This is a genomic window from Sorangium sp. So ce385 (assembly GCF_051474135.1).
GTDB lineage: Bacteria > Myxococcota_A > Polyangia > Polyangiales > Polyangiaceae > Sorangium > Sorangium cellulosum_D.
Window position 1 is genome coordinate 9,787,485 of sequence record NZ_CP150337.1, and the last position, 23,897, is coordinate 9,811,381.

Genomic DNA, 23,897 nt, shown 5'->3' on the forward strand with positions numbered 1-23,897 from the left:
GGCCACGCCGGCGATCAAGGGCCCGCGCCGGCGTGACACCAGTCGCGCCGGCGCTGCTTCGACGTCCGGGTTCGCCCGAAGCGCGGCGCCTGGGACGGCGCGTCGCCCGCCGCGAAGGTGCCTGCTCCTCGCGCGCCTGTACTAGCGTGCGCGCCCGTGCGCTCCCGCTTCCCGCTCGTGGCTGCCCTGTTCTTCGTCTCCGGCGCGACCGGCCTCCTCTACGAGGTCGCCTTCTCCAAGCTGCTCGCCTACGTCTTCGGCGCCACCGCCTACGCCGTGAGCACGGTCCTCGCCGCCTTCATGGGCGGCCTGGCCCTCGGCGCGCACCTCGGCGGCCGTCACGCCGCGGCCGCCCGCCGCCCGCTCGTCGTCTACGGCGCGCTCGAGGCGATCGTCGGCGCCATCTGCGCCGTCTCGCCGTTCCTGTTCGAGGCGCTGACCTCGGCCTACGTCGCCGTCGCCCGCGCCGCGCCGGACTCGCTCGCGCTGCTCACCGTCGCGCGCGCCGCGCTGACCGCCCTCGTCGTCGTCGTCCCCACGGTCGCGATGGGCGCCACGCTCCCGGTGCTCTCGCGCATCCTCCGCGCCGGCGCCGCGCCGGACGGCGCGCCCCCGGCCGAGCACGACGCCGCGCGCCGCCTCGCCTCGCTCTACGCCATCAACACGGCCGGCGGCGCGGCGGGCGCGCTCTCCGGCGCCTACGTGGTCCTCCCGCTCCTCGGGATCCGCGGCGCGCTCTGGTCCGCGGCGATCGCCAACCTCACCCTCGGCGCCGTCGCGATCTCCGCCGGGCTCCGCGGCCCGGCGCTCGCCCCGCCCGCCGCCGCGGCCGACGAGCCCGAGGCGCGCTCTCCCGAGGCGCCCTCGTCGCGCGCCCCCCTCCCGCCCGCCGGCGGCCGCGCCGAGGCGTCGTTCCTCCTGCCGCTCGCGTTCGCCTCGGGCTTCCTGGTCTTCGCCGCCGAGGTGGTCGAGACGCACCTGCTCGCGCTGCTCATCGGCAACAGCGCCTACGCCTTCGGGCTGATGCTCGCCGTCTTCCTCGTCTGCCTCGCGATCGGCGCCGCGCGCTCGCCGGCCCTCGCGCGGCGCCACGGCGAGGGCGCGCTCTGGCGCGGGCTCGTCGCCACGGCCCTCGCGCTGGCCGCCACCACCCCGCTCTGGGACCAGCTCCCGCGGCTCTTCGCCTTCGCGGGCAAGCACGTCGACGGATGGGCCGGCCGCGAGGCGTGCCGCGCGCTCGCCGCGCTCGCGATCCTCGCGCTGCCCACGCTGTGCATGGGCACCACCTTCCCGCTCCTCCTCGCGCGCGCCGCCGCGCACGCCGACGTCGCCGCGCGCGTCGGCAGGCTGACCTCCGCGAACACCCTGGGCACGATCGCCGGCTCCATCATCACCGGCTACCTGATCCTCCCCGCGCTCGGCTCCGAGCGCGCCCTCTTCGCGATCGCGCTCGCCTTCGCCCTCACGGCGGTCCTCGCCGCCGCGCGCGCCCGCGCGGAGCTCCCCCGCGCCCTCGCGGCGGCGGCCGCCGCGGCCGCCCTCGCCGCGCTCGCGCCGCGCTGGGACATGGCCCGCCTCACGAGCGGCGCGAACGTCTACTTCGCCATGGGGCCGCGGCCCGAGCGCATCGACTTCGTGCGCGAGGACGTGCACGGCGGCGTCACCACCGTCGCGCGCCGCGCCGGCGTCACGACCATGTACACGAACGGCAAGTTCCAGGGCGACGACGGCCCCGAGATGACGGCGCAGCGGCGGTTCGCGCACTTCCCCTCGCTCTTCGTCCGCCGCCCGCGCGCGGCGCTCGTCATCGGCCTCGGCACGGGCACGACGACCGGCACCATCGCGGCCTACCCCTTCGAGCGCATCGACGTCGCCGAGATCTCGCCCGCGATCGTCGAGGCCTCCCGCCGCTTCTTCGCGGGCCCGAGCCTCGACGCCCTCGACGACCCCCGCGTCCGGCTCTCGCTCAACGACGGCAGGAACGAGCTGCTCGTCGCCGCCGAGGGCCGCTACGACCTCATCGCGATCGAGCTCACCAGCGTCTGGTTCGCGGGCGCCGCGAGCCTCTACAGCCGCGAGTTCTACGAGCTCGCCAGGTCCCGGCTCGCCGAGGGCGGCGTCCTCCAGCAGTGGGTGCAGCTCCACCACATCCGGCGGCGCGAGCTCGCCGTCGTGATCCGGACCATGCGCAGCGCCTTCCCGCACGTGGCGCTGTTCGTGGGCGGCGCGCAGGGCATCCTGGTCGCGAGCGCCGCGCCGCTCATCGCCTCGGAGGCGCGCCTCGCGGCGCTCGACGCGCGCCCCGCGCTCCAGGCGACGCTCGCCGGCGCGCGGCTCGCGGACCTCCTCGACGACCTCGTGACGTCCGGCGACGACCTCGACCGCCTCGTCGCCGACGCGGCCGAGGACGGCGGGCCGATCCTGTCCACCGACGACAACCTCTACCTCGAGTACGCCACGCCGAAGGGCAACGTGCTCCCCTACGGCGCGTCGCTGGACGCGGCGCTCGCGCTCCTTTCGCGGTACCGCACGCCGGCGCCCCGCGCGCGCCACCTCGGGCCCTGAGGGCGCTCAGGCGCGGCCGTCGGCCCGCCCGCGCCACCTCGGGCCCTCGGGGCGCTCAGCCCCCGCCGGCCGGCGCGCCGCCCTTCGCGGGCGCCTCCTTGGCCGGCGCGCTCGGCTTGAGCGGCTCGCCCTCCGGCCCCGACGCCTCGACCGGCGGCTTCACCGGCACCGGCTTGATCTCGTCGCCGGTCGCCACGAAGGCCTTGCGGGGCGGGGGCGCCTTGGGCTGCGCGGCCTGCTCCGCGCGCAGCTTGCGCTCCTCGAGGCTCAGCACCTCCAGCGCGAGGCCGCCCGCGTACGGGTCCTGCCCCTGGAACGGGCGCCCGTCCACCTCGGCCACGTGGAACTCGACCCGCCGGTTCTCGCTGCGCCCCGCCGCGATCTCGTTCGGCCCGAGCGGGCGCGACTCGCCGAAGCCCACCGCGATCAGCCGGATGTTCTCGACCCCGTGGTCGACCAGCCAGTCGGCGACCGCGAGCGCGCGCTTCGCGCTGAGCTCCTGGTTGTGCTCCTCGCTCGACTGCGCGTCGGTGTGCCCCTCGATCCGCAGCCGCGTCACCTCGGGGTGCTCCTTGAGGAACTGGAGCAGCGTCTCCAGCGTCTTCTCGCTGCCCGGCCGGATGGCCGCCTTGTTCGTCTCGAAGACGATCTTCCCCTGGATGTAGACCTGGCTCTCCCCGCCCTGCTCCGACCAAGGCTTCTCCGGGTACCAGCGCGGGAGCGGGCGCTGCTCGTCGGCGCGCGGCAGGTCCCGCGGCGGCAGCCGGTTGTCCCCGCACCCCTGCCCGACGTGCGCGGCGGCCGCGAGCGCCGCCGCGACCGCGAACGGCAGGGCGGTGCGGCCTGCCTGCTTCCTCTTCGAGTCCATCTCGCCCTGTAGCGTGTCAGAACCGGCGCTCGAACCGCAAGTAACCTGGCGCCGGCGGCCCCGGGTCACCCCTCGGGCGCCGGGCGGACCGGCGCCCGGGACGGCGTGTGGTAAAGGGAGGATCGCCATGTCCGCGCCGTCGCTCACGCCCGAGGGCTCCCCCATCGACACGAAGCTCGCCGGGCTGCGCGCCCGGCTCCGGGAGCTCGGCTCCGTCCTCGTCTGCTACTCCGGCGGGGTCGACAGCGCCTTCGTCCTCGCCGTCGCCCACCAGGAGCTCGGCCCGAACGCCGTCGGCATGACCGCGGTCTCGCCGAGCCTCGCGCCCGCCGAGAAGGAAGAGGCTGCGGCGATCGCCCGCCTCATCGGCGCCGACCACCGGCTCGTCGAGTCGTCCGAGATCGACGACCCGCGCTACGTGGCGAACAACCCCGACCGCTGCTTCCACTGCAAGAGCGAGCTCTACCGGATCGCGGCGCGCAAGCGCTCCGAGTGGGGGCTCGCGGCGATCCTGAACGGCACCAACACCGACGACCTCGGCGACTACCGCCCCGGGCTGGAGGCGGCGCGCGAGGCCGGCGTGGTGAGCCCCCTCGTCGAGCTCGGCTTCAGCAAGGCCGACGTGCGCGCCGGCGCGGCGCGCGTGGGCCTGCCCATCTGGGACAAGCCGGCCGCCGCCTGCCTCTCCAGCCGCATCCCCTACGGGACCAGCGTCACGCGCGAGCGGCTCGCGCAGATCGGCGGCTTCGAGGCGGCGCTGCGCGGCCTCGGGTTCCGCCAGGTCCGCGTCCGCTACCACGACGACCTCGCGCGCATCGAGCTCGACGCGGGCGAGCTCGCGCGCGCCGCCGAGCCGGCCGTGCGCGCCGAGGTCGTGGCCGCCGGCAAGCGGCACGGCTTCCGGTACGTGACGCTCGATCTCGGCGGGTACCGGACCGGCAGCCACAACGAGGTCCTCGTCGGCCGCGCCCTCAAGATCGTGAGCTGACCGGCGGCCCCCGCCGGAGGAGCCTCGCCATGGGACGCTTCGATCACCTCGCGACCCGGCCGATCCGCGGCCCGGCCGACATCTTCCGCTGGAAGGTCGTCGACGCCATCGCCGGCAGGAACCGCAAAGATCCCGGGGGGTTCTCGACGCCCGTGCGGCCCTACGATCGCGCGCTCGTCGCGGCCGCCGCGCCGTCGCTCACCTGGATCGGCCACGCGTCCTTCCTCGTCACGCTGGGCGGCGCGCGGCTGCTCATCGACCCGATCTACCGCGACGGCCCCGGCCCGCTGCGCCGGCTCGCGCCGCCGGGCATCCCGCTCGGCGAGCTGCCGCCCATCGACGCGGTGCTGATCACCCACAACCACCGCGATCACCTCGACACGTGGACGCTGTCCCGGCTGGGCAGCGCGCCGGTCTACGTCGCGCCCGTCGGCCACGAGGCGGTCCTCCGCGAGGCGGGCGCCGAGCGGATCGTCGAGCTCGAGTGGTGGGGCAGCGCCGTGGTCGGCGGGGTCGAGATCACGCTCGTCCCTGCGCGCCACTGGTCGATGCGCTTCCCCTGGGACCGGAACGACGCGCTCTGGGGCGGGTACCTGATGCGCGCCGCCGAGGGGACGGCGTACCACTCGGGCGACACCGCGTTCTTCGACGGCTTCGCGGAGATCGGCCGGCGCGCCGGCGCGATCGACTGGGCGATGCTCCCGATCGGCGCCTACGACCCGCGGTGGTTCATGGAGCCCCAGCACATGTGCCCGGAGGAGGCGATCGAGGCGAGCGTCCTGCTCGGCGCGCGCCGCCTCGTGGCGATGCACTGGGGCACGTACCGGCTCACGGACGAACCCCCCGGCGAGCCGCCGGAGCGGACGCGCGCCGGCTGGCAGGCGCGCGGGCTCCCCGAGGACGCGCTCTGGATCCTCGACGTCGGAGAGACGCGGGCGCTCGCCCGCTGAGCCGGGCCGAGCCGAGCGCCCGGACGCATGGCGAGCGAACTCATGGCGAGCGAATTCATGGCGAGCGAGCTCCGCGCTCACCCCTGGCTGCCAGATCGACAACGATGACACGCCCCTATCGTCTCCAGGGTCCATTCATTCGGGCCATGGACCACCGTTTCGCAATGGGCCAATGGGTCACGGAGCGATCCCGCCGGGCGCAGCGCCCACATTGACGCGAAATCATTTAAAAAACATCCGCGAGCCACGATTACGTGACACTGCGCGCGGGATGTCGGCTTCCGATCGGCGCGACGGCTGCTGGCCGATCCCTCGGACTGGGCCCCGTGGCGATTCCAAGCCCGAGCCCGCGTCGGCGTGAGAGCTGCCCCGTCCGTTCTGCTCTCCCGCCTCTCGATATGCGTCAGGGAAGGAGGGGACCGACCCCCGTCACGGGACCTTCAAGGTCGCCGCCTTCCCGACCGCGCGCCGCATCTGGAGCGCGCGATCCGTGACGCCGAGCCGAACCGCGGCGCGCTGCAGATTGCCGCCCTCTTCGTCGACGGCGATCCGCACGGCGATATCCTCCGCCGCGCGTCCGATGTCCTTGAGGCCCGCGCCCAGGGTGAGCGCCCGCCGGATCGCTTGCTCCAGCGCGCCGGCACGCCAGTCACAGACAGCGCCCCCCGCGGGTCGTTCTTCGTCCGGCAGCTCGCCCACCGTGATCGGGCCTGGACCGACATGCCGGTAGTAAATGCGGGTGACGAGCTGCCGCAGATCGCGCACGTTGCCCGGGTACTCTCGCTGCTGAAGCCGCTCTCGCACCTCGTCATCGAAGGGGGGCGGCTCGACCCCCGGCCGCATGCACCTCATGAAGTGCTGCGCGAGGGGGATGATGTCCTCCGTCCGCTCGCGGAGCGGCGGCAGCTTCACGCTCACGTTCGCGATGCGGTAATAGAGATCGCGCCGGAAAGCCCCCCGCTCCACCTCCGCGAGCACATCGCGGTTCGTGGCACAGACGAGCCGAAAGTGCGCTCGCTGCCAGGTGTTGCCGCCGACGCGCTTGTAGGTCCGCTCCTGGACCACGCGCAGGAGCTGCGCCTGGAGCGGCAGGGGCAGCTCACCGATCTCGTCCAGGAACAGCGTGCCGCCGTCCGCGAGCGCAAACGCGCCCTCCCGCAGGCCCGCCGCGCCGGTGAACGCTCCCTTCTCGTGACCGAAGAACTCGCTGCCCGACAGCTCCGGGACGATCGTGGTGCAATCGAGGACGACGAGATCCTTCTTGTCCGGGCGGGGATCCAGGGCGTGGATGAGCTGCGCCGTCAGCTCCTTGCCCGTGCCGCTCTCTCCTTCCAGCAGCACCGGGGCGTCGGTGAACCGGGCGATCTCGACGATGCGCCGGAGCGCGCCGGTCCAGGCGCGGCTCCTGCCGATGAGGTTCTTCTCGACGAGGCTCGAGCCCACGGCGTGATCGACGATCTCCCAGCGCTCGATTCGCGCGGCGACCTGCTGCGCCACCGCGGCAGACGGCTCCCAGACGATGACATCCGACGCTCCGTGCTGGAGGACCGTCCACGCGCCTCCGCCCGAGAGCGATGATCGCACGAGCGCGATCGCGAGCACGCGCGTGAGCCCGTTCCGGCTCTGCTCCTGCAAGAAATCGAGCAGCTCTTCGCTGAGCTCGTGGAAGACGACGATCCCGGGCGCCTGCGCGCTCCCGCTCCCGCTCCCGCGCGGGACCGCCTTGATACCGGCCCCGAGGAGCGCCTGGACCATGCTGCTCCGCTCCAGGACGTCGTCCGAGGCAAAGCTATAGAACCATGTCGTTCGCATGTTCGAAATCCCCTCACCCGCCTCCCGCTTTCGTCCCGGCGCAGGTCACCGCGCCCGACGCGTGCTCATGGGGGACAGCGCCCGCACCACGGCCTCGGGTTGAGCCGCTCCCCCTGTGAGATGATAGACGAACTATCTCATTGCCGATTACCCGCTCCAAATTCTCGCATCCGGTTCCTCGCATCCGCATTTTCATAACCGGACAATCACATCCGCTGTGGACGCCTGCCGCATTGCGTCAGGCGCATGGTTTTCAGCCAGGCTTCGGCGACGCTTTCGCCGGAGCTGCCGCCTTTCTGCCTCGGGCCAGCAGGCGGAGCAGGTTTCCGCCGAGCACTGCGCGCTCGGCTTCCGGAGGGAGGCCGAGCGCGCGGACCTTCTCGAGCTCCACGCCGGGATGGAGCCAGGGCCCGTCGGAGCCGAAGATGATCTTGCGCGCGCCGGCGCGCCTCACCGCCTGCTCGAGCAGGTCGAACCGCCGGACGCCCGACGTGTCCGCATAGACATTGGGATGGCGCACGAGATGATCGATGACGGCGAGCTGCGCGCGCCAATCGTCGGCGAAGCTGCCGAGGTGCGGGATGATGAACCGCACCGCCGGGAACTCGGTCGCGAGGAGCTCGATCACGTGGGCCTCGCCGGCCACGTCATAGAGGATGGGCACGGCGAGCCGCTGCGCGACCTCGCAGACCTCCCTCGTGATCGGCGCGTCGTGGCGGTGGACCTTGATGCCGCGGAAGCCGTGATGAACCACCGACTCGCGCACCATGTCGAAGACGCGCCCGCGGTCGCGGGCGGCGTGGACGAAGGCGAAGCCGATGAGGCGGGAGGGGTGGCGCGCGACGAGGCGCGCCACCTCGCGATTGGCGGCAAGATAGTCGGAGTGGAACGCCGCGAAGACCACGGTGCGGTCGATCCCCGCACGCCCGGCGCGCTCCAGGTAGCGGTCGAGCGGCGCCGAGGTGTCCCAGGGGCCGGTGAAGCCGTCTCCCTTGCCCGCGTGGCAGTGTCCGTCGATGATCATGATCCTCCTAGCAGGGCTCGGCGCACAGCGGCGCTCCGAGGGCCGGTATCACGCGCTCCACGGGGATCGCTGCCTCGCTACCGCCCAATGATCCGAGCGCGCCCCTGCTGCTCGGCGAGCCTCGCGCGGAGGTGGTGCGAGGGGGGGAGGAAGCGCTGGTTGGTCGCGCTGCCGTCCGTCGGGAGGGCGCCGAGCTCGACGCCGGTGACCGCGCGGTACGCGTGGATGTAGCCCTGGATCTCGGCGCGCCAGTAGCGGGCCCAGTTCGCCGCCTGCTGCGGCTGGACGACGGTGTTCCAGTGGCCGAAGCGGACGGAGAGCAGGATCTGCTCGCCGAAGACGCCGAGATCGCGGAAGTGCATCACGTTCGTGCGCGTCCAGCCCTGGAGGGTCTTCATCGTGTCGACCCGATCCATCCAGGACTCCGAGTAGGCCACCATGGGGCGGCCGCCGAGGAACTCCCGCATCTCCGGGCGCGCGAGGATCCACTCCATCATCATCATCTCCATGCGCGCGGTCCACGGCAGGTCGCCGTACTGGTTGTGACCGCCCTCGGTGAGGAGGATGTGGACCTCCTTGAGCGAGTTGAGCACGGGGAAGCCGTCGGCGATGCGCGTCGTGTCGTCGTCCTCGTTGTAGAACTTGACGCACTGGAAGAGGAGGTTGTGGAACGCCTCCAGGAACTTGGTGCGGCTGTCGGCCGTGCGCGGCTGCGGGATGGCCTTGCCGTGCAGGGTGAAGCCGTAGTGGTGGTCGTACTCGTAGGCGCGGCGCGCGACGCTGAGCCGGTGCTGCTCGTCCTGGATGAACCCCCAGAGGTACGAGTTGAGCGGCCGGAGCGGGTCGAGCTCCATGTTCGCGAGCGGATCGCGCGGGCCGCCGCGCCGGTTCTGGAAGCGCATGCTGAGCGCGTTCATCGTCTGCACGAGCATGCCCTCCTCATGCCAGTAGGACCAGATGAGCTCGATGAAGAGGGGGTTCCTCATCTTGTCCAGGAGGTAAGTCAGATCCGCGGGGGTGTTCGCGGCAGCGTTGCTCGACGACGTGACGGGCGCGCCGAGCCGCTGGGCGACCACCCGGATGTAGGGCAAGACCGCTTCGCGCGAGTCGAGCTCCACTCGCGTGTACGCGCGCCATTGCGACTTGATCTGCTCGACGCTCCACGGCTGGTTGAGCCGGGCCATGTTCTCGGGATCGTTCTTGAGGATACCCGCCGCCGCGTCCGGGTCCTGCGGGCCGCCGAGGTCCGACGTGCCGGTCACGACCATCATGAACACCTCGGTGGCCGCCTTGAGCTTGGCATATGCGTCCACACCCGCGAAAGGCAGCCGGTTCCCCCGCTTGTCGAGCTCCTCGCGCGGGACCTCCTTCAGGCCGAGCACCGGCCCGCTCCCTTCGAACAGCACCCAATTGAGAAACGCGTCGTACTGGTCGAACGCGATGGCCCGCGCGCCGTTGCGGATATGCATCCACAGCGTCTGGTCCGGCGTGGGCTCGATCCCGGTGCGCTGCAGGCCGACCCGGACCTGCGGTCCATCGGGGTCCGGGCTGACCACAACCTTTCGCGGCATTCCATTCAAATAGCTTTCATTATCAGCCATGATGTTCCTCCTTCGAACCTGTCTCGATCAAAGAGCCGCGGCCCTCCGGCGCGGCAAGGTGGCGCAGTGAGCAGAGTTCTCGAGCGCGCTCTTCAGGGCCCACTCCGTCAAGAGCCCTCCAAGCAACCGGCTCTCCTGCTCGGGGCTCACGAGCCCGTCGGATCGGGCCTGGCCGAGCACCGCGAACACGAGCGTCGGCTTTGTCCTGGCGAGGAGCGCCGGCCGCGCGCGAAAGCCCTGGTAGAGCGCGGCGAGCTGCGCGGGCTGCCGGTCGGCGACGGGCAGCGCCTGCGCGAGCGAGCGGCCGTGCAGCGTGCGAGGCCGGTGGCCGACGAGGAGCTCCACGAAGGCCGGCATCGTGGCGTCGAGCGAGGCATAGAGCCGCCGCTGCTCCTCCGGGAGGCCGTCGAGCGGATAGAGGCCCATCCAGAGCCGGTCGAGGCGATCCCACTGCGCGTGGGGGAACAGCGCCCGCCCCATGGCGCAGCTCAGCCGGACGCGGATCCACGGCGTGGGGTGCGGGTCATCGGCGTTGTCGCGGAACACGAACGCGCGCGGCAGGCTCACGACCGCCAGGAGCCCGAGCGTCGCGTTGACGCCGAGGGTCGCGATGGCCCAGAAATCCGCGACGATCTCGGAGATCCATCGGTACCAGAGCTGCCAGGCCGGCAGCTCGGGCCCTTGATGCCGCAGCCTGGGCACGAGCGCCGCGCGCAGCGACGGGAGCAGGTCGAGCAGCGCGGCGCCCTGGTGACCGACCTCGTGGATCAGCGAGGAGCCGATCCCCGCGCCGATCATCCGCTCGCGCGGCACCCGGATGATGGCGACGGGGTTCTCGCCGCCGCCCGGCAGGCGCGTCCGCGCCCGCCGGATCGCGGCGCCCATCGAGCGGTCGAGATAACAGACGAGCGGCGGCGGCGTGTAATAGCCGCCGGGGAGGTCGAGCGCGTCCATCGCGACCTGATCGAGACCGGCGAGCCAGACGCCGATATCGTGCTCGCTCCGCTGCGTGAGCGTCGAGGAGAAGATGTCGAACTGGGAGAGCACGGCGTTGAACCGGAGGCGCAGCAACGTGAACTGGCGCTGCATCTCGGCGGGCTTGCCGTCCTTCCCCGGTCCAGAGAGCCACCGGAGATAGCTCAACACGTCTCCTCGGAGCCGCCGGCGGCCCGCGATGAGGTAGTTCTCGATGGCGGCCTGCGCCGGCGTCGAGATCGCGGCGGCGGGCACCATCGTCTCGTGGAGCGCGAACGGCTTCACCCGCGCGAGGCGCGGGAGCAGCGAGCGCGCCTCGTGGGCCAGGTGCTGCGCAGCGAGGGAGCCGGCGGCCATGGGGTCAGATCCCGACCAGGACGATGGTGTTGCCCCGGCGAAACCAGCGCCCCGACGTGGCGCCCGCGACGCCGCCGACGAAGGCGACGCGCCCGGCGGTCGCCCTGGGAACGGCGCGGCCCGCGACCCCCCTCGCGACCTCGCGGCCGAGGACCTGCCGCGAGCCTCCGGCGGCCGTGCGCGTCCGCACGAGCTGCGGCACGAGCCCGGGCGCATAGCGGCGCGCCGCGGTGAGGAGGGCGCGGCGGGCGACGGCCGGCGGGGGCGCGGCCTGCGCGCACGTGCCGGCGCGCGCGAGGCGGGCGGCGTTGCGCGTCGCTGCGCCAGCGAGGTTGACGAACTGCTTGGCGATCTCGAACTCGCGGTCCTCCGCGCTCAGCCCCTCGAGCTCGAGGCCGAACATCCGGCCCGCCATCGACGCCAGCTTGCCGCCGGCGACGCCGCCCACGCCGGGCATGACCATGTTGCCGAGCGCGCTGCCGACCATCGGGAGGGCGCGGCGGGCCACCTGACGGAGGCCGCCGAGGACCGATTTGCCGACGCTGGACCGCGCAAAGGAGCGCGCCGCGCCGGCCGCCTTCTTGATCAGCCCGCCGAGGAACTGATTGAGCTCCTGCTCGTTCGAGACGGAGAGCAGCTCCGCCGCGAGCTCCATGGTCTCGGCCTCGTGGAACGGGGGCGAGGCCTCATGGGCCTCGAGCTCGCCCTCCAGCTCATGGGCCTCGAGCTCGCCTTCGAACTCGAACCCTTCGCCCTCGCCCTCGCCCTCGCCCTCGAGCTCGAGGCCCTCGCCCTCGCCTTCGAAGAGGAAGCCCTCCTGCTCGAGCTCGTGAGCCTCGAGCTCGCCTTCGCCCTCGAGCTCATGGCCCTCGAGCTCGTGTTCCATCTCCAGCGTGGTGCGATCCAGGTTGTGCATGGTGATCTCCTCAGGAATCGGTTTTGCGGAATCGGGTCGAGCGGCCGAACGACGCCGCGCGGGGAGGCTTAATGCACGAGGGGTGCCAGCGAGAGGACGGCCCTATCGATGCGGTGGACGAAGCGACCTTCGGGCGATGGGGGAGCGAGAGAGGGAATCGGCGAAACGCGCTTCGTGGGTCCGGCGCGTGGCGCACGCGAGCGCGAAAGCCGCCGGAGGCGTGCGCGCGTGCGCGGGGAGGCGGGGTCGATGCCTTGGTATGAAGGCCAGCGCGGGAAGGCGAAGCAACCACCTGCGCGGGTGGCGCGGCAACACGCCACGTGCGCCATGGGGGGCTGCGTGGGGCGCCCGTGGCATGGTGAGGCGGCTGGCGAAGAAGGGCCGCCGACGGCGAGGATCCTGGCACGCCAGGGCGCCGCGACAGCGATGACGGGGACGAGCGCGCTTTCTTGGTCCTTACCGGCGGGCGGTGAAGGGCGCTCGGACGCAGGTCTGCTGCGGTTTTCGCTACCTGGGGTTCTTGTCCTACTTGGCGGAAGTCTTCACAGCGCCTGCGCGCTCGACCTCTTCCTGGCTGCCGTTGAGCGCTTTTTTGGCCCGGCCGACGCGGTTCTTCACTGTCCGCAGAATATTGATCAGATCCCCGTCATAGGAGTGATCCTTGATCATCCCTTCCAGGATCGCATCGGATTCCTCCAACGCGTCCATGGCCACCTGCTTCTCTTTGACGCACTCTTCGAGAGCGTCATCGTCAGACTGCGGTTCATCGCAACCATCGGCTGGCGGCGACGAGCGGAACAAGTGCTTACCAAGGTTCACGATCAGGTCGACCACCGCCCGCTCCAACGCCTCTTGCGGTGTATGTCTCTGCCTCAAGTGTCCATCGAATATCGACCGCACATGGTTGACGGTCGGGGCGACTGGCACGTAAAGCACTTCCGTGCCGGTGACGACGGGCACCACGCGGCGGGCGTAGTCGACAGGGCTGCCGAAAGCAACACCGCCGCCGTTGACGTCGAACTCCACGCTGGCCTTGAGCCTCGCGCCGGGCAAGGTGATCCCCGCCCCAGCCGCGGGTGCTTCTTGCCTCGGCTCATCCGGCGCTACGGGCACGGGTCCATAGACATTCTTTACGCTCAAAGACATCTCGATTCTCCTCCGGTTTGCGCTGCGGCGACCGACGCGGGGCGTATCCCGACGGAGTCACCGCGCAGGGTCGTGCGCGCAGGATCCGAAGCAAGATCAGAACCAGCCGGCATATGAAGGAGCTACCGTCCCATGGCCGTGGGCCCTGTGAGCCGCCGCGCTCGGCGGGCGCGAGATTCCGAAGCTATATTCGCCGGAGCGCCCGGGCGATCGAAGGGCGTTTCGGCGCGTCTCCGGTTCGCAGCGGCCCCGGCTTGCGCTCGCGGCTCAAGGAGCGAGCTTGGCCACGAAGATGTTGCTCTCGGCCGAGCCCGACAGCGTCTGACCACCGAGGCTGATATCTCCGCGGAACGCCCCGGTGACCGCGACAGCGCCTCCAGCATCCATGGCGACGCCCACGGCGCTCTGGAACAGCGCATCGCCGACGCGCTTGCTCCACGCCGGCCTGCCGTCCGGTCCGAGCTTCGCGATGAAGGCATCGCTCCCGCCGGCGCTCACCGCGGGCCCTCCGCCGAAGTCGATGGTTCCATCGAAGATGCCGGCCAGGGCCACGTTGCCGGCGGCGTCGGCCGCGACGGCGGACGCCCTCTGCTCTTCGCTGTCCCCGTACGCATGGCTCCAGAGGTGCGATCCGCCGGGACCCAGCTTCGCGAGGATCGCGTCATCGCCGCCGGCGCCCCCCAGCTCGGCGCCGCCGAAGTCGACGGTCCCCGCCGCGCTCCCCGCGACGATCGCGTTGCCCGCCCTGTCGAAGGCGACGCCGCTGCCTTGCTGAGCGTTGCTGTCACCGTAGACATGGCTCCAGAGGTGCGATCCGCTGGCATCGAGCTTCGCCAGGTAAAGGTCGTGCCCCGCGGCCTGGAGCACCTCCCCTCCAAAATCGATCGTCCCGCTGGCACGTCCGGTGATCAGCACGTTATCCGCCGCGTCGACGGCGACGGCCACGCCGAACTGCTCGAGCGAATCGCCGGCGCTCTTGAGCCACACCGGAGCCCCCGACGGGTCCAGCTGGGCCAGGAAAACATCCCGCATCCCTGCAGAGGTCCGCGTGGTACCGCCGAGGCGGATCGTCCCCGCGAAATGGCCTAGCCAGAGGACGTTGCCCCGCGAATCGATGGCGACGGCGCGCCCCTCCTGGGTTGATGCGTCGCCGACCTGATGCGCCCAGACGACGCTCCCGGTGGAGCCGTCGAGCTTGAGCACGAAGGCGTCGAGGCCGCCGGAGCTCGTGAGCTCGCCGAACCCTATGGTCGATTCAAAGTATCCTGTCACATAGATGTCGCCGGCGGGATCGACAGCGACGCCGCTGGCGTAGTCCGCCGCCGTGCCCCCAAACCGCTTTCTCCACGAGGATGAGCCGCCGGCGCTGTACTTCACCACGAAGACATCGGTGTCCCCCGCGCTCTCACCGAAGCCGAGATCATTCTCGAAATCGCCGACGACGATCACATTCCCGCTGGCGTCGACGGCGATGCCTTTGCTGCTGGCGATGCCTGCCCCTCCAAACGATGTGCTCCACACGTGCTCGCCCGTGCAGCCGACGTCATTGCAGTCCTCGTCGGCGTCGGTCGCGCAGTCCTCGACCGCGGGCAGCACCTGTCCCACGCAGCTCGCGCCGCGCTGGCAGCCGGCCTGGCAGGTGCCCCTCCCCTCGGTGTCCGCCGGGCCGGTATAGCAGGGGACGCAGCCGCCCTCGCCTCCGCCGCCGGCCGCCGGCATCCCTCCGCCGGAGCTCGCGGCCCCATCGCCTCCGCCCCCGCCGGTGGCTGACGCCCCGCCCTCGCCTCCCCCCGTGGCCGACGTCGCCCCCTCACCGGCCGCGCCTCCGGTCGCCCCGCCCGGCGTGACCTCCGCCCGGTCCAGGCACCCCACCGCGAGCGCTGCCGCGAATACCCCGGCCGCCCGGGCAGCGTCCCGGAAGACGATCCCGCCCCCAAAGCCCATCGAGCGTCCGATACGCATCAGAAGACCCCCATGATCCCCGCGCCGCCGGGGCTCACCCACGGGCGCACCGCCGCCTGCGCGCCGCTCGCCCGATCGCGCGGCGCGGTCAGCAGCAGCACCGCACCCGCGGCGCCCACGACGCCGCCGGCGATGAACCCCACGAGCGGCAGCGGCCGCAGCGTGTTGTAGCGGTCCACATCGCCCTGCGCCTCCGGAGGGCATCGCCAGACGCCGCCGCCCGCACCCTGAGCACACCCCTTGGACTCCAGATCGCCTCGCGCCGAGAGCGCGAGCCCCAGCGTCACGCCCCCGAGCACCAGGCCCGCCCCGCCCACGCCGACGCCCACCCACCCGAGCGTCCGCAGCGTCGAGCCGTCCTGGGCTGGAGCGCGCCCCCCGCCCTCCTGGCCTCCGCCACCGTCGCCGGGCCGCAGCCCCGGCGCGACAGCCGACCCGAACGTCAACGCGATCTCCGCGGATTGGCCCTCTTTCAGGTCGAGCTCCTCCCGGACGACCTCGCTCCCTCTCCGGCCCTCCAGCGTACGGCGCCCAGGGTCCGTCAGCCGGCTCACGCCGATCATCGCCGCCGGGATCGGCTTGCCGTCGAGCGTGACCTGCACCTCGTCCGGCGCCGCGCCGCTCAGGCGGATGCTCAGCTTCGGGATCCGTGAATCGAGCGCCGCGGCCTCGGCCGCCGCGCGGGTCACCGCCTTCCTGAACGCGTCCGACGCTTCCGGTCCGAGCTCGGTACGGCTCACCGCCAGCAGGCGCTCACGCGCCTCGACCAGCCGGCCCAGCTTCTGGAGGCATAGCCCGGCCATCCGGCCCATCGTCGGCGCGCGGACCAGCGCGTCCGCACGGTCGAACCGCTCGAGCGCCGCGCGGTAATCGCCGCCGTCATAGAGCGCCAGGCCCTCCTCCGCCAGCATGCGCGCCGTGCCCTTCGCGGCCGCGTCGGCCGTCTGCGCCAGGGCGAGCCGCGCCGGCGCGAGGGCCAGACCACCGCACAACAAGAATCCGCACACCACGCCCCATCGCTTCATCACAGGGAGGCCCTACTCGGTTCGCCGCTCGGGTTCAGAAGCCAATGCGGTCCTCTTCTTCCTTCGTGGCGGACGACGGCTTTGCCGTGGAGGAAGGGCCCCTGGGTGCCGAGGTCTTCGCCTGCTTCGGCGGCGGAGCGAGGGGTGCGGCGGGAGTCGTCGTAGGACGTGACGGCGCTTCCACGGAAGGCGCCTCCGCCGCGGGTGCCGCCGCGGCCGACGGAGCGGCGCTCTCCGCGAGCGCCGCCGGCGCGCCCGCCGTGGCCCCAGCTGCGGCAGGCGGCGGCGCGCGCTCCGCCGGCGCCGCGCTCGGCGCCTCGGCCGCAGCGCCCGCTGGACCATCGCCGCCGCGGCGCACCGTGAGCCCCACCAGCAACGCCAGCGCCGCGAGCGTCACGCCGCCGACCGCCGCGCCCACGCGCGCCGAGGTGCTCCACCGGGGCGGCCGCACGGAGCTGCGATCGAAGGTCGCACCGCCATTGATGGTCTCGCGCCGCGCGCCGACGGGGAGCACGGCGACCGGCTCGATCCTGGGAGCCTGCGCGCCCGTGGGGCCGCCGCTCGCCTGCGCGATGGACGCCGCCGCCGAACCCGGCTCGGCCAGACCGGCGGCTGGACCTCCTGCTGCTGCTGCACCCGCGCCGACGCCGACCAGCGTCTCGGGGACGCTCGGCGAAGTCTGCAGGATCACACGCAGCGCGTCCGCCATCTCCTTCGCGGATTGAAATCGCTCTGCAGGCTCTCGCCGGGTCGCGCGCGCGAACCACTCGTCGAAGCCCCGCGGCACCGGCGCCACCTGGGACGGGACCGGGAGCGGCTTGGCGCAGATCTCGAGGACCAGCTCTCCCGGCGCGTCCGCGAGGAACGGCAGGCGGCCGCAGACACACTCGAACGCGATGACGCCGAGCGACCAGAGATCCGTCCGCCAGTCCACCTTCGCCCCGCGGGCCTGCTCCGGGCTCATGTAAGGCAACGTTCCGAGCAACATGCCCGTGCTGGTCTCAGCCCCCTGCGCGCCGGACACGAAGCTCGTCTTCGCGATCCCGAAGTCGAGCACCTTCGCGATCTCCTGCTCGTCATTGCGCACGAGGAAGATGTTCTCGGGCTTGAGATCGCGGTGGATGATGGCGGCGTCGTGCGCCCTGCGCACCGCCCTGGCGACGTCGCCGAAGATCCGCGAGAGCTCCGCGGGGTGCGGGGTGCGGACGCGGGCGAGGCGGTCCGCCAGGCTCTCGCCGTCGAGGAGCTCCATGGCAATGAAGGGAACGTCGCCGTCCACGCCGTAATCGAGGATCTGGACGACATGCGGGCTGCGCAGCGCGGCGCCCGCCTTCGCCTCCTGGTAGAAGCGGGTCCGCACGTGTTCGCTCTCCGCGAGCGCGGGATCGATGAGCTTGATAGCGACCGGCGAGTCCAGGGTCAGATCGTCGGCGCGCCACACGGAGCCCATGCCGCCCTGGCCGAGCCGCGCCGCCAGTCGATAACGACCGGCGATGACACGTCCGCCGAAATTGCCGCTATCGCTCATGACGGAACCCGACGCACAGCACCCGCCACCCTCCGCGTCTGAGCGCCAGAGCAAACACCGTCGTACGTGCCGCGTCAAGGCGCCGAGGGCTTCGATCCGGGGCGCCTCGACTGACAGGATTTGCACGCGCACACCCTGGCGCGCCGCGCGGGGCCGCGGGCCGGCCGCACGACCGGGCCGAGCGCGCGCCCGCGCGGGGTGGGAAGGGCAGGGCCCGTCAGGCCCGTGTTGCCGAGCCGCCGCTCTCCGGCGGGGGCGAACAGCAGGGTGCGGCCCCCCCTGGGGCTGGGCAAGGTGCGTCCGGCGACTCCCGGATCGTTGCGCATCGCGATGGCGACGCCTGACATCGTGGGCAGCAGGAACGGCGCGTCGCGACGGGTAGCATTCAGCATGGCGCGGAAGAGGGCCGAGCGCACGGTCCGCCGCGGCAGGGGCTGACCATGACGGAGCAGGCGCACCAGGTCGAGCGCCGCGAGCCGCGCCGCGCGCCGCGCCGCGCGCACGAAGCGCAGGGACATCGCGATCTGGAGCTGGCGGGGCGATGCCCGCGAGAAGGCCGTCCCCCAGCGCCGCGCGTCCCTCGTCGAGACCCCGAGCGAAAGCTCGCCCTCGCCGCCCGGCGCGCCACCGCCGGGCGCGGCGCGGACCTTCGCCGCCCCGGCCCTGAGCGTCGAGGTCGACTTGACCGTGGCTCTCTTGAGCATCGGAATTGCCTTGACCGCGACCTTCCTGAGCATCGGCATGGCGACCTTCATGACCGCCGGGGCCACCTTGGCGACGGCCGGGATCGCGGCCTTGAGCGCCGTCAGCGCGGGCCCGAGGAGCAGGGGCAGGAAGCGATCGAGCTCCGATGCATGGTGCACCTCGAGCAGCTCCATCGCGAGCTCGAGATCTCGGCGGTTTCCGGTTGATTGAATCATTGTTCCTCTCCTTACATCTTCAATGGCAATGGCGACGACCGCACGAGCCGCGCCGGAGCGAGCTGCGACGGCCAGATGGGGTCACGCGACGACGGGACGACCTCACTGGGCTGCGAGCTGGAGCTCCAGCTCCAGCTCTCTCCGATCCCTGGTCCTGACTCCCCCCTGCGCCTTCACGCGCGCGTCGCGCCGCTTCCTCTCTTCAGCGGACAGGTTGGCGCCCGGGGCGGTCTTCTTGAACGTCACGAGGACGTCCCTGGAGTCGCCGCACAACCGCTCGATCAGGTTCTTGTGCTGCACGAGGCGGCGGCGCAGGTTCTCGGACTTCCCTACCGAGAACGAGAGCAGCTTCCTGCCGTCCCTGCGGCTCAGCGTGTAGACGCCCGCCTCCCCGGAGCTGAGCCGGTCGATCGCGGTGTCGAGATGCATGGCGCCCTCGCCCTCCATCTCGCCCTCGCCTTCCAGCTCCCACTCCATCTCCAGCTCGCCGAGGCGCTCTCCCCAGCTCCTCAGGCGCGCGATCTCGGATTTGGGGTTCGTGCCGTTGCGGATGGCCCGGAGCGCGGAGTTCAGGATGTCCTGCGCCTTGCGGGCGATACCCCTCTCGTGCTTGCCGGTCGTGCTTCCCCGCGCACCGGCGCGGTGGCCCATCTTGCGGGCGATCTCGTTGGCGAGCGCGCGGAGCGTCGCCAGATCGGGCTTGCTGATCTCTTGCTCGCCTTCGAGCTCCCCGCGGATCCCGGCAGCCGGGAGGATGCGCTGACCCGAGCTCATGATGGCCGAGCGGACCATCGCTCGGATCGTCGACGGAGCCACGCGCTTGCCGGCGGACATGTGGCGGCTGAGGGCGCCCGCGGCGCGCATCGCCGCGTCATCCGCGAGGCGGACGAACCACAAGGCCGCCTCGAACTCGGCCTCGGCCTCGGTCATCTCCCCGAGCTCGCCGAAGAGGGAGCCGATGATGCCGCCGAGGAAGCCCTCCAGCTCCTGCTCGCCGAAGAGGCTGCCAGCGCTGGCCTCGAGGAGCTGCTCCAGCTCGCCTTCCCTGTCGCTGAACGAGCCGCCAGCGGCGTTTCCGAGCAACGGCCCTGACGCCGCTTCGCCTTCGACCCGCCGCCTGGACGCTAGTTGCAGCGCCTGCTGCCGCCGCGTCCGATGCGCGGCGGCGGCCTGATTGCGCCGCAGGACGTTCTTCGCCGCAGCTCCGACCGCCCGGGCCCCATGGCGCGCCGCCATTCGCCCGACGCGGCCGGTCACGTTGCCTCCCAGCCGGGAGAGGAGCTTGCCGCCGATCGACTTGAGCGCCGGGACAGCCGCCTTGGCGATGGCCGAGCCTGCCGCCTTGAGCGCGGGCGCCGCCAGCGCCTTGAGGCCCGCGAGGGCAGGCCCGATGAGGAAAGGCAAGAATCCCTCGAGCTCCTCCTCGCTCTCGAGCTCGAGGACGCGCACCGCGAGCGCCGTCTCTCGGGGGCTCGGGCCAGGGTCGGGGGGCAGCGGGACGAGCTCCGCACTTTCAAGCTCACCTTCGAATTCAAAGCTCATGTCGTCTCCTTGTCGTCGGCGCGACTGGCGGGAGATTCACTCCGAAACGCCCACGCGTGAGGGGATGCCCAACGCCGGGTCAACGCGAAGGCGCGCAGCTCCTCGCGGCGCCCTGGCGTCCGGCATTTGCAGACTTGCTCTTTGAATGACTGCATGACCCGTGCCGTCCCGGTCTACGCCGGGCCCAGGCCGCGCGATGGCCTCGTTCACCGAAGGGCGCTTCGCCGAAGGGGAGACCGCGCGGTCCTGCCGCGCGCGACGCTGGCCCTTCCAGGCGCGACGTGGAGGCCTCTCGGCCCGAGGCGCATCGGAGCGCGACGCGGCCGATGCATCCCATCGGGCGGTCATCGCGCCCGCGAAGCCCACTTCGGTGGCCTCGACTTGCCGCCGGGCGTCCCTGTTCGATATCGGAGTTGCCGAATGATGTCGCGATCGTCGTCTCGACGGCGAGGCTCGCCCATCTCGCCGCGGCGCAGGTCGCCGCGGGGACTCAGGGCATCTCCAGCTCGTAACGTTTCCTCCCGCGGACCGTGGCTCGCGGCGTCTTGGCGGCGGCGATCTGTGCCGCCGTCGCGCCGCTCCCGGGCTTGGCCTGCTGCTGCTGCACGTGCCGCAGGAGGCGCCTCGGGACGGCGCTCTTCAGGTCGATGCGCTGGCCGCCTTCGGTGTAGATCTTCTCGCCCGTCTGGGTCTTGTTCTTGCGCCCGTGGTGCGAGAGCGCGACGCCCATCCGGTCGAGCTTGCGCGCGATGATTTTCTGCGCGTCCTGCGCGTAGGGTCCCATGAGGTCATTTCCGCTCACGTCGACCACGCGGCCCACGTAGAACCGGGGGTTGCTCGGATCGACGCCGATGTCCTGGAGCTTCTGCCGAGAGCTGTAGCGACGGGTCGGTCCGCCCGGGTTCTGGTGCAAGTTGCCGGACTCGCCGACCTTGGTGGGATTGCCGCTCGCGTCGATCGGGATGTAGACGAGGTGGGCGCGCTTCCCTCCGTACACCCTGTCGATCTGCTCCGGCGTCAGCGGGCCCTTGTGCCACCGGACGCGCGCCTCCATCGGCGGGAGCCGTACGTCGTACTGGATCTCGCGGACATCCAGCTCGCCGAGGTACGCAGGCGCTGGCGCGGCGGGCGGCGACGGGTGGGCGGTGAGCACCGCGTACGCGCCGTCGGGAAGCCGGCGCGTCAGGAGGCGCATCCCCGCCGCGCGGTCGAAGAAGATCGGGTAGCGCGCGCCGGATACGCGCAGCACGCCCACGCGGCGGGCGTTGCGCGCGATCCGGCCGATGCGCTGCGCGATCCCGGGCAGCCTGCAGCAGGCGCCGCCACACGGCGGCGCGCCGAGGAGACCGATCGCGCCGCGGTCCCGAGCCAATCGGGCGAGCGCCTTCGCGCGCGCCGCACCGAGCCTCACCACCCATCCATCCGCAGTCGTCCAGTCCATGACGGCGCCCTTCGCAAAGAGCGGGCCCGCCGATCGCAGCGCCGGCGCTCGGGAGCCGAAGCACGTTTTGGAGGGGCCGCCGAAGCGTGTTTCGGCGAGCGCCCGCGGAGGCGCCGCGCGAGGGAAGGTCGCTTCGGCGGGTCAGCGACTCGACGACGTGGATGCGGTCGCCACCCCAGTGTCCTCGCGCCACGCGGCGACGCCGCGCGCCCCGCTCGGCCGCGCGGCTTACATCAGCGACGAGCGCGCGGCCTTCGCGCGCTCGTCGCGCTCCTTCAGGTGCTCCAGGATGATCACCGCCGTCTCCTCGATGGCGCGCCCGGTGACGTCGACCACCGGCCACTCCGGGTGCGCGGCGAAGAGCCGGTTCGCGTAGTCGAGCTCCTGCCGGACGTGCTCGCGCATCGCGTAGTTGGTCTCGGCCGGCATCCCGAGCTGGCGCAGGCGCGCCTGCCGGATCGCGCAGAGCTGGTCGATCCCGATGGTCAGGCCGACGACCCGGTCCTGGGGGGCGTCCATGAGCTCGGGCGGCGGCGCCACGCCGAGCACGAGGGGCAGGTTCGCGACCTTGAGCCCGCGCTGCGCGAGCAGCGTCGACAGCGGCGTCTTCGACGTGCGGGAGACGCCGACGAGGACGATGTCCGCCCGCTTGAAGTTCCGCGGCTCCTTGCCGTCGTCGCTCTTCACGGCGAACTCCACCGCCTCGATGCGCCGGAAGTACTCCTCGCTCAGCGGCAGCATCGCGCTCGGCAGGTTGATCGGCTCCCGGTCGAGGAACGTGCCGAGCCGGACGATGAGCGAGCCGATCAGATCGATCGCCTCGATGTTCAGCTGGGCCGTCGAGGCGTGCACGAACTCGCGCAGCTCGGGGCTCACCACCGTGAACACCACGAGCGCGCCCTCCCGGGCCGCGCGCTCGAGCACCGGCCGCGCGACCTCCGGCGTGCGCACCCGGGTGTGGAGGCGGATCTGCACCCCCGCGTCCGGGTACTGGAGCAGCGCGGCGCGCACGGCCTTCTCGGCCGTCTCTCCCGTCGAGTCGCTCAGGACGTCGATGAACTTCGGCTTGTCCATGTCCGATGCCTCCGTCGCCGTGTCGGCGCAGGCGCTCGAGGCAGCGCTCGTGCCTCGGCGCTCAGCGGGACGCAGAGGATCGCCCGCGCGCGCGGGGCGGGTCAACCAAACAGCCCCTTGAGCTTGTCCATGAAGGTGACCTGCTGGGGCTGCACGTTCTCGCCGAGCTCCTTCGCCAGCTGGGAGATGAGCTCCTTCTGCGAGGCGGTGAGCTGCGTCGGCACCTCGACGCTCACCTCGACGAGCTGATCGCCGCGCCCGCCGACGACGCGGCGCGGTATGCCCTTGCCCTTGATGCGGAGCACCGAGCCGGGCTGCGTGCCCGGGGGGATCCGCAGCCGGCCCTTGCCGTCGAGCGTCGGGATCTCCAGCTCGCCGCCGAGCGCCGCGCGCGCGAACGAGATCGGCACCGCGCACACCACGTCGTCGCCGACGCGGCGGAAGAGCTCGTGCGGCGCGACGCGGATGGTGAGCTCGAGGTCGCCCGGCCCGCGATCGGGGCGGACGGCGTTGCCGCCGCGCTCCACGAGCCGGGTCGCGCCGTTCTCCACGCCCGGGGGGATGGTCACCTCGATCGTCTTCTGCTTCGCCGCGAGGCCCGCGCCGCGGCACGTCTTGCACGGGTCGATCACGATCCGCCCCGTGCCGCGGCACTTCCCGCACGGGCGCTCGATCGCGATGGGGAACATCCCCTGCTGCATCCGGACCCGACCGCGGCCCGCGCACGCCGCGCACCGCTCGGTCGACGAGCCGGGCGCCGAGCCCGAGCCGGCGCAGTCGCCGCACGGCTCGACGCGATCGTAGGTGATCTGCTTCGTGCAGCCGAACGCCGCCTCCTCGAAGCTGATGCGCACCTCTTTCTGGAGCGTCCCGCGGTCGCCCACCTTGATGCCGAGGGCGCCGAGCAGGTCGCCGAAGATGGCGTCCAGGTTGAGGTCCTGCATGTCGAAGGGGACTCCCTGGAAGCCCGAGCCGGCGGCGGCGCCGACCGCGGCGGGGCCGAACCGATCGAACGCCGCGCGCTTCTGCGGGTCGCTCAGGATCTGGTAGGCCGCGTTCAGCTCCTTGAAGCGGACGTGCGCGCCCTGGTCCCCGGGGTTCTTGTCGGGATGGTGCTGCGCGGCGAGCCGCCGGAAAGCGCTCTTGATTTCATCCTGCGTCGAGGAACGCTCGACGCCCAACACTTCGTACGGGTCCCGCACG

At 72.0% G+C, this 23,897-nt stretch carries 18 protein-coding genes; 3 read left to right on the forward strand and 15 right to left on the reverse strand.

Annotated features, from left to right (window positions below; genetic code table 11):
- Positions 1-156: 156 nt before the first annotated feature.
- Positions 157-2,565: a fused MFS/spermidine synthase gene (locus WME83_RS35625; protein ID WP_437314163.1), complete on the forward strand. Its 2,409-nt coding sequence runs from the start codon at positions 157-159 to the stop codon at positions 2,563-2,565.
- 55 nt (positions 2,566-2,620) lie between these two features.
- Here the strand turns inward: WME83_RS35625 and WME83_RS35630 are convergent, their stop codons facing one another.
- Positions 2,621-3,433, reverse strand: coding sequence for an OmpA family protein (locus WME83_RS35630; RefSeq protein ID WP_437314164.1), 813 nt, complete (start codon positions 3,431-3,433; stop codon positions 2,621-2,623).
- 127 nt (positions 3,434-3,560) lie between these two features.
- Here WME83_RS35630 and larE point away from each other — a divergent pair, with 127 nt between their 5' ends.
- Both larE and WME83_RS35640 read left to right on the forward strand, forming a co-directional pair.
- The gene (gene larE / locus WME83_RS35635; protein WP_437314165.1) at positions 3,561-4,421 is read left to right on the forward strand and encodes an ATP-dependent sacrificial sulfur transferase LarE; all 861 of its coding nucleotides are present in this window, start codon (positions 3,561-3,563) and stop codon (positions 4,419-4,421) included.
- A gap of 29 nt (positions 4,422-4,450) precedes the next feature.
- Entirely contained in the window at positions 4,451-5,371 is a 921-nt protein-coding gene (locus WME83_RS35640; protein WP_437314166.1) for an MBL fold metallo-hydrolase, read from the forward strand.
- A 429-nt stretch (positions 5,372-5,800) separates the two neighbouring features.
- Here the strand turns inward: WME83_RS35640 and WME83_RS35645 are convergent, their stop codons facing one another.
- The 14 genes from WME83_RS35645 to dnaJ all read right to left on the reverse strand — a co-directional run bounded on the left by WME83_RS35645 (position 5,801) and on the right by dnaJ (position 23,896).
- Positions 5,801-7,183 (reverse strand): sigma 54-interacting transcriptional regulator, encoded by a 1,383-nt coding sequence (locus tag WME83_RS35645; RefSeq protein WP_437314167.1) that lies wholly within the window; start codon positions 7,181-7,183, stop codon positions 5,801-5,803.
- Between the two features lie 253 nt (positions 7,184-7,436).
- Positions 7,437-8,207, reverse strand: a complete 771-nt coding sequence (locus WME83_RS35650) for an amidohydrolase family protein (RefSeq protein WP_437314168.1) — start codon at positions 8,205-8,207, stop codon at positions 7,437-7,439.
- Positions 8,208-8,284: 77 nt separating this feature from the next.
- Positions 8,285-9,808 (reverse strand): hypothetical protein, encoded by a 1,524-nt coding sequence (locus tag WME83_RS35655; RefSeq protein ID WP_437314169.1) that lies wholly within the window; start codon positions 9,806-9,808, stop codon positions 8,285-8,287.
- Between the two features lie 27 nt (positions 9,809-9,835).
- Complete coding sequence (locus WME83_RS35660) at positions 9,836-11,140, reverse strand: hypothetical protein (protein ID WP_437314170.1); 1,305 nt, start codon at positions 11,138-11,140, stop codon at positions 9,836-9,838.
- 4 nt (positions 11,141-11,144) lie between these two features.
- Positions 11,145-12,056 carry a hypothetical protein gene (locus tag WME83_RS35665; RefSeq protein ID WP_437314171.1) on the reverse strand — a complete coding sequence of 304 codons (912 nt, stop codon included), beginning with the start codon at positions 12,054-12,056 and terminating at the stop codon, positions 11,145-11,147.
- A gap of 525 nt (positions 12,057-12,581) precedes the next feature.
- Positions 12,582-13,082, reverse strand: coding sequence for a hypothetical protein (locus WME83_RS35670; RefSeq protein ID WP_437314172.1), 501 nt, complete (start codon positions 13,080-13,082; stop codon positions 12,582-12,584).
- Between the two features lie 387 nt (positions 13,083-13,469).
- On the reverse strand, positions 13,470-15,164 hold the full coding sequence (locus WME83_RS35675; protein ID WP_437314173.1) for an SBBP repeat-containing protein: 1,695 nt from the start codon (positions 15,162-15,164) through the stop codon (positions 13,470-13,472).
- Positions 15,164-16,192, reverse strand: a complete 1,029-nt coding sequence (locus tag WME83_RS35680) for a tetratricopeptide repeat protein (protein WP_437314174.1) — start codon at positions 16,190-16,192, stop codon at positions 15,164-15,166. Before WME83_RS35680 ends, WME83_RS35675 begins: the two co-directional genes overlap by 1 nt.
- A gap of 31 nt (positions 16,193-16,223) precedes the next feature.
- Positions 16,224-17,717, reverse strand: coding sequence for a serine/threonine-protein kinase (locus WME83_RS35685; protein WP_437314175.1), 1,494 nt, complete (start codon positions 17,715-17,717; stop codon positions 16,224-16,226).
- Between the two features lie 74 nt (positions 17,718-17,791).
- On the reverse strand, positions 17,792-18,637 hold the full coding sequence (locus tag WME83_RS35690; protein ID WP_437314176.1) for a hypothetical protein: 846 nt from the start codon (positions 18,635-18,637) through the stop codon (positions 17,792-17,794).
- Positions 18,638-18,739: 102 nt separating this feature from the next.
- Positions 18,740-20,179 carry a hypothetical protein gene (locus WME83_RS35695; RefSeq protein ID WP_437314177.1) on the reverse strand — a complete coding sequence of 480 codons (1,440 nt, stop codon included), beginning with the start codon at positions 20,177-20,179 and terminating at the stop codon, positions 18,740-18,742.
- Between the two features lie 490 nt (positions 20,180-20,669).
- Positions 20,670-21,620 carry a hypothetical protein gene (locus WME83_RS35700; RefSeq protein WP_437314178.1) on the reverse strand — a complete coding sequence of 317 codons (951 nt, stop codon included), beginning with the start codon at positions 21,618-21,620 and terminating at the stop codon, positions 20,670-20,672.
- Positions 21,621-21,848: 228 nt separating this feature from the next.
- The gene (locus WME83_RS35705; protein ID WP_437314179.1) at positions 21,849-22,694 is read right to left on the reverse strand and encodes a pyruvate, water dikinase regulatory protein; all 846 of its coding nucleotides are present in this window, start codon (positions 22,692-22,694) and stop codon (positions 21,849-21,851) included.
- 101 nt (positions 22,695-22,795) lie between these two features.
- A complete protein-coding gene (gene dnaJ / locus WME83_RS35710; protein WP_437314180.1) occupies positions 22,796-23,896 on the reverse strand; it encodes a molecular chaperone DnaJ in 1,101 nt (366 codons plus the stop codon).
- Between the last annotated feature and the right edge of the window lies 1 nt (position 23,897).

What these genes read in the sequence shown, in the direction of transcription:
- WME83_RS35630 (WP_437314164.1), bottom strand. Translation starts at nt 3,433, where the DNA reads ATGGACTCGAAGAGGAAGCAGGCAGGCCGCACCGCCCTGCCGTTCGCG.
- larE (WP_437314165.1), top strand. Translation starts at nt 3,561, where the DNA reads ATGTCCGCGCCGTCGCTCACGCCCGAGGGCTCCCCCATCGACACGAAG.
- WME83_RS35640 (WP_437314166.1), top strand. Translation starts at nt 4,451, where the DNA reads ATGGGACGCTTCGATCACCTCGCGACCCGGCCGATCCGCGGCCCGGCC.
- WME83_RS35645 (WP_437314167.1), bottom strand. Translation starts at nt 7,183, where the DNA reads ATGCGAACGACATGGTTCTATAGCTTTGCCTCGGACGACGTCCTGGAG.
- WME83_RS35650 (WP_437314168.1), bottom strand. Translation starts at nt 8,207, where the DNA reads ATGATCATCGACGGACACTGCCACGCGGGCAAGGGAGACGGCTTCACC.
- WME83_RS35655 (WP_437314169.1), bottom strand. Translation starts at nt 9,808, where the DNA reads ATGGCTGATAATGAAAGCTATTTGAATGGAATGCCGCGAAAGGTTGTG.
- WME83_RS35660 (WP_437314170.1), bottom strand. Translation starts at nt 11,140, where the DNA reads ATGGCCGCCGGCTCCCTCGCTGCGCAGCACCTGGCCCACGAGGCGCGC.
- WME83_RS35665 (WP_437314171.1), bottom strand. Translation starts at nt 12,056, where the DNA reads ATGCACAACCTGGATCGCACCACGCTGGAGATGGAACACGAGCTCGAG.
- WME83_RS35675 (WP_437314173.1), bottom strand. Translation starts at nt 15,164, where the DNA reads ATGCGTATCGGACGCTCGATGGGCTTTGGGGGCGGGATCGTCTTCCGG.
- WME83_RS35685 (WP_437314175.1), bottom strand. Translation starts at nt 17,717, where the DNA reads ATGAGCGATAGCGGCAATTTCGGCGGACGTGTCATCGCCGGTCGTTAT.
- WME83_RS35690 (WP_437314176.1), bottom strand. Translation starts at nt 18,637, where the DNA reads ATGATTCAATCAACCGGAAACCGCCGAGATCTCGAGCTCGCGATGGAG.
- WME83_RS35695 (WP_437314177.1), bottom strand. Translation starts at nt 20,179, where the DNA reads ATGAGCTTTGAATTCGAAGGTGAGCTTGAAAGTGCGGAGCTCGTCCCG.
- WME83_RS35700 (WP_437314178.1), bottom strand. Translation starts at nt 21,620, where the DNA reads ATGGACTGGACGACTGCGGATGGATGGGTGGTGAGGCTCGGTGCGGCG.
- WME83_RS35705 (WP_437314179.1), bottom strand. Translation starts at nt 22,694, where the DNA reads ATGGACAAGCCGAAGTTCATCGACGTCCTGAGCGACTCGACGGGAGAG.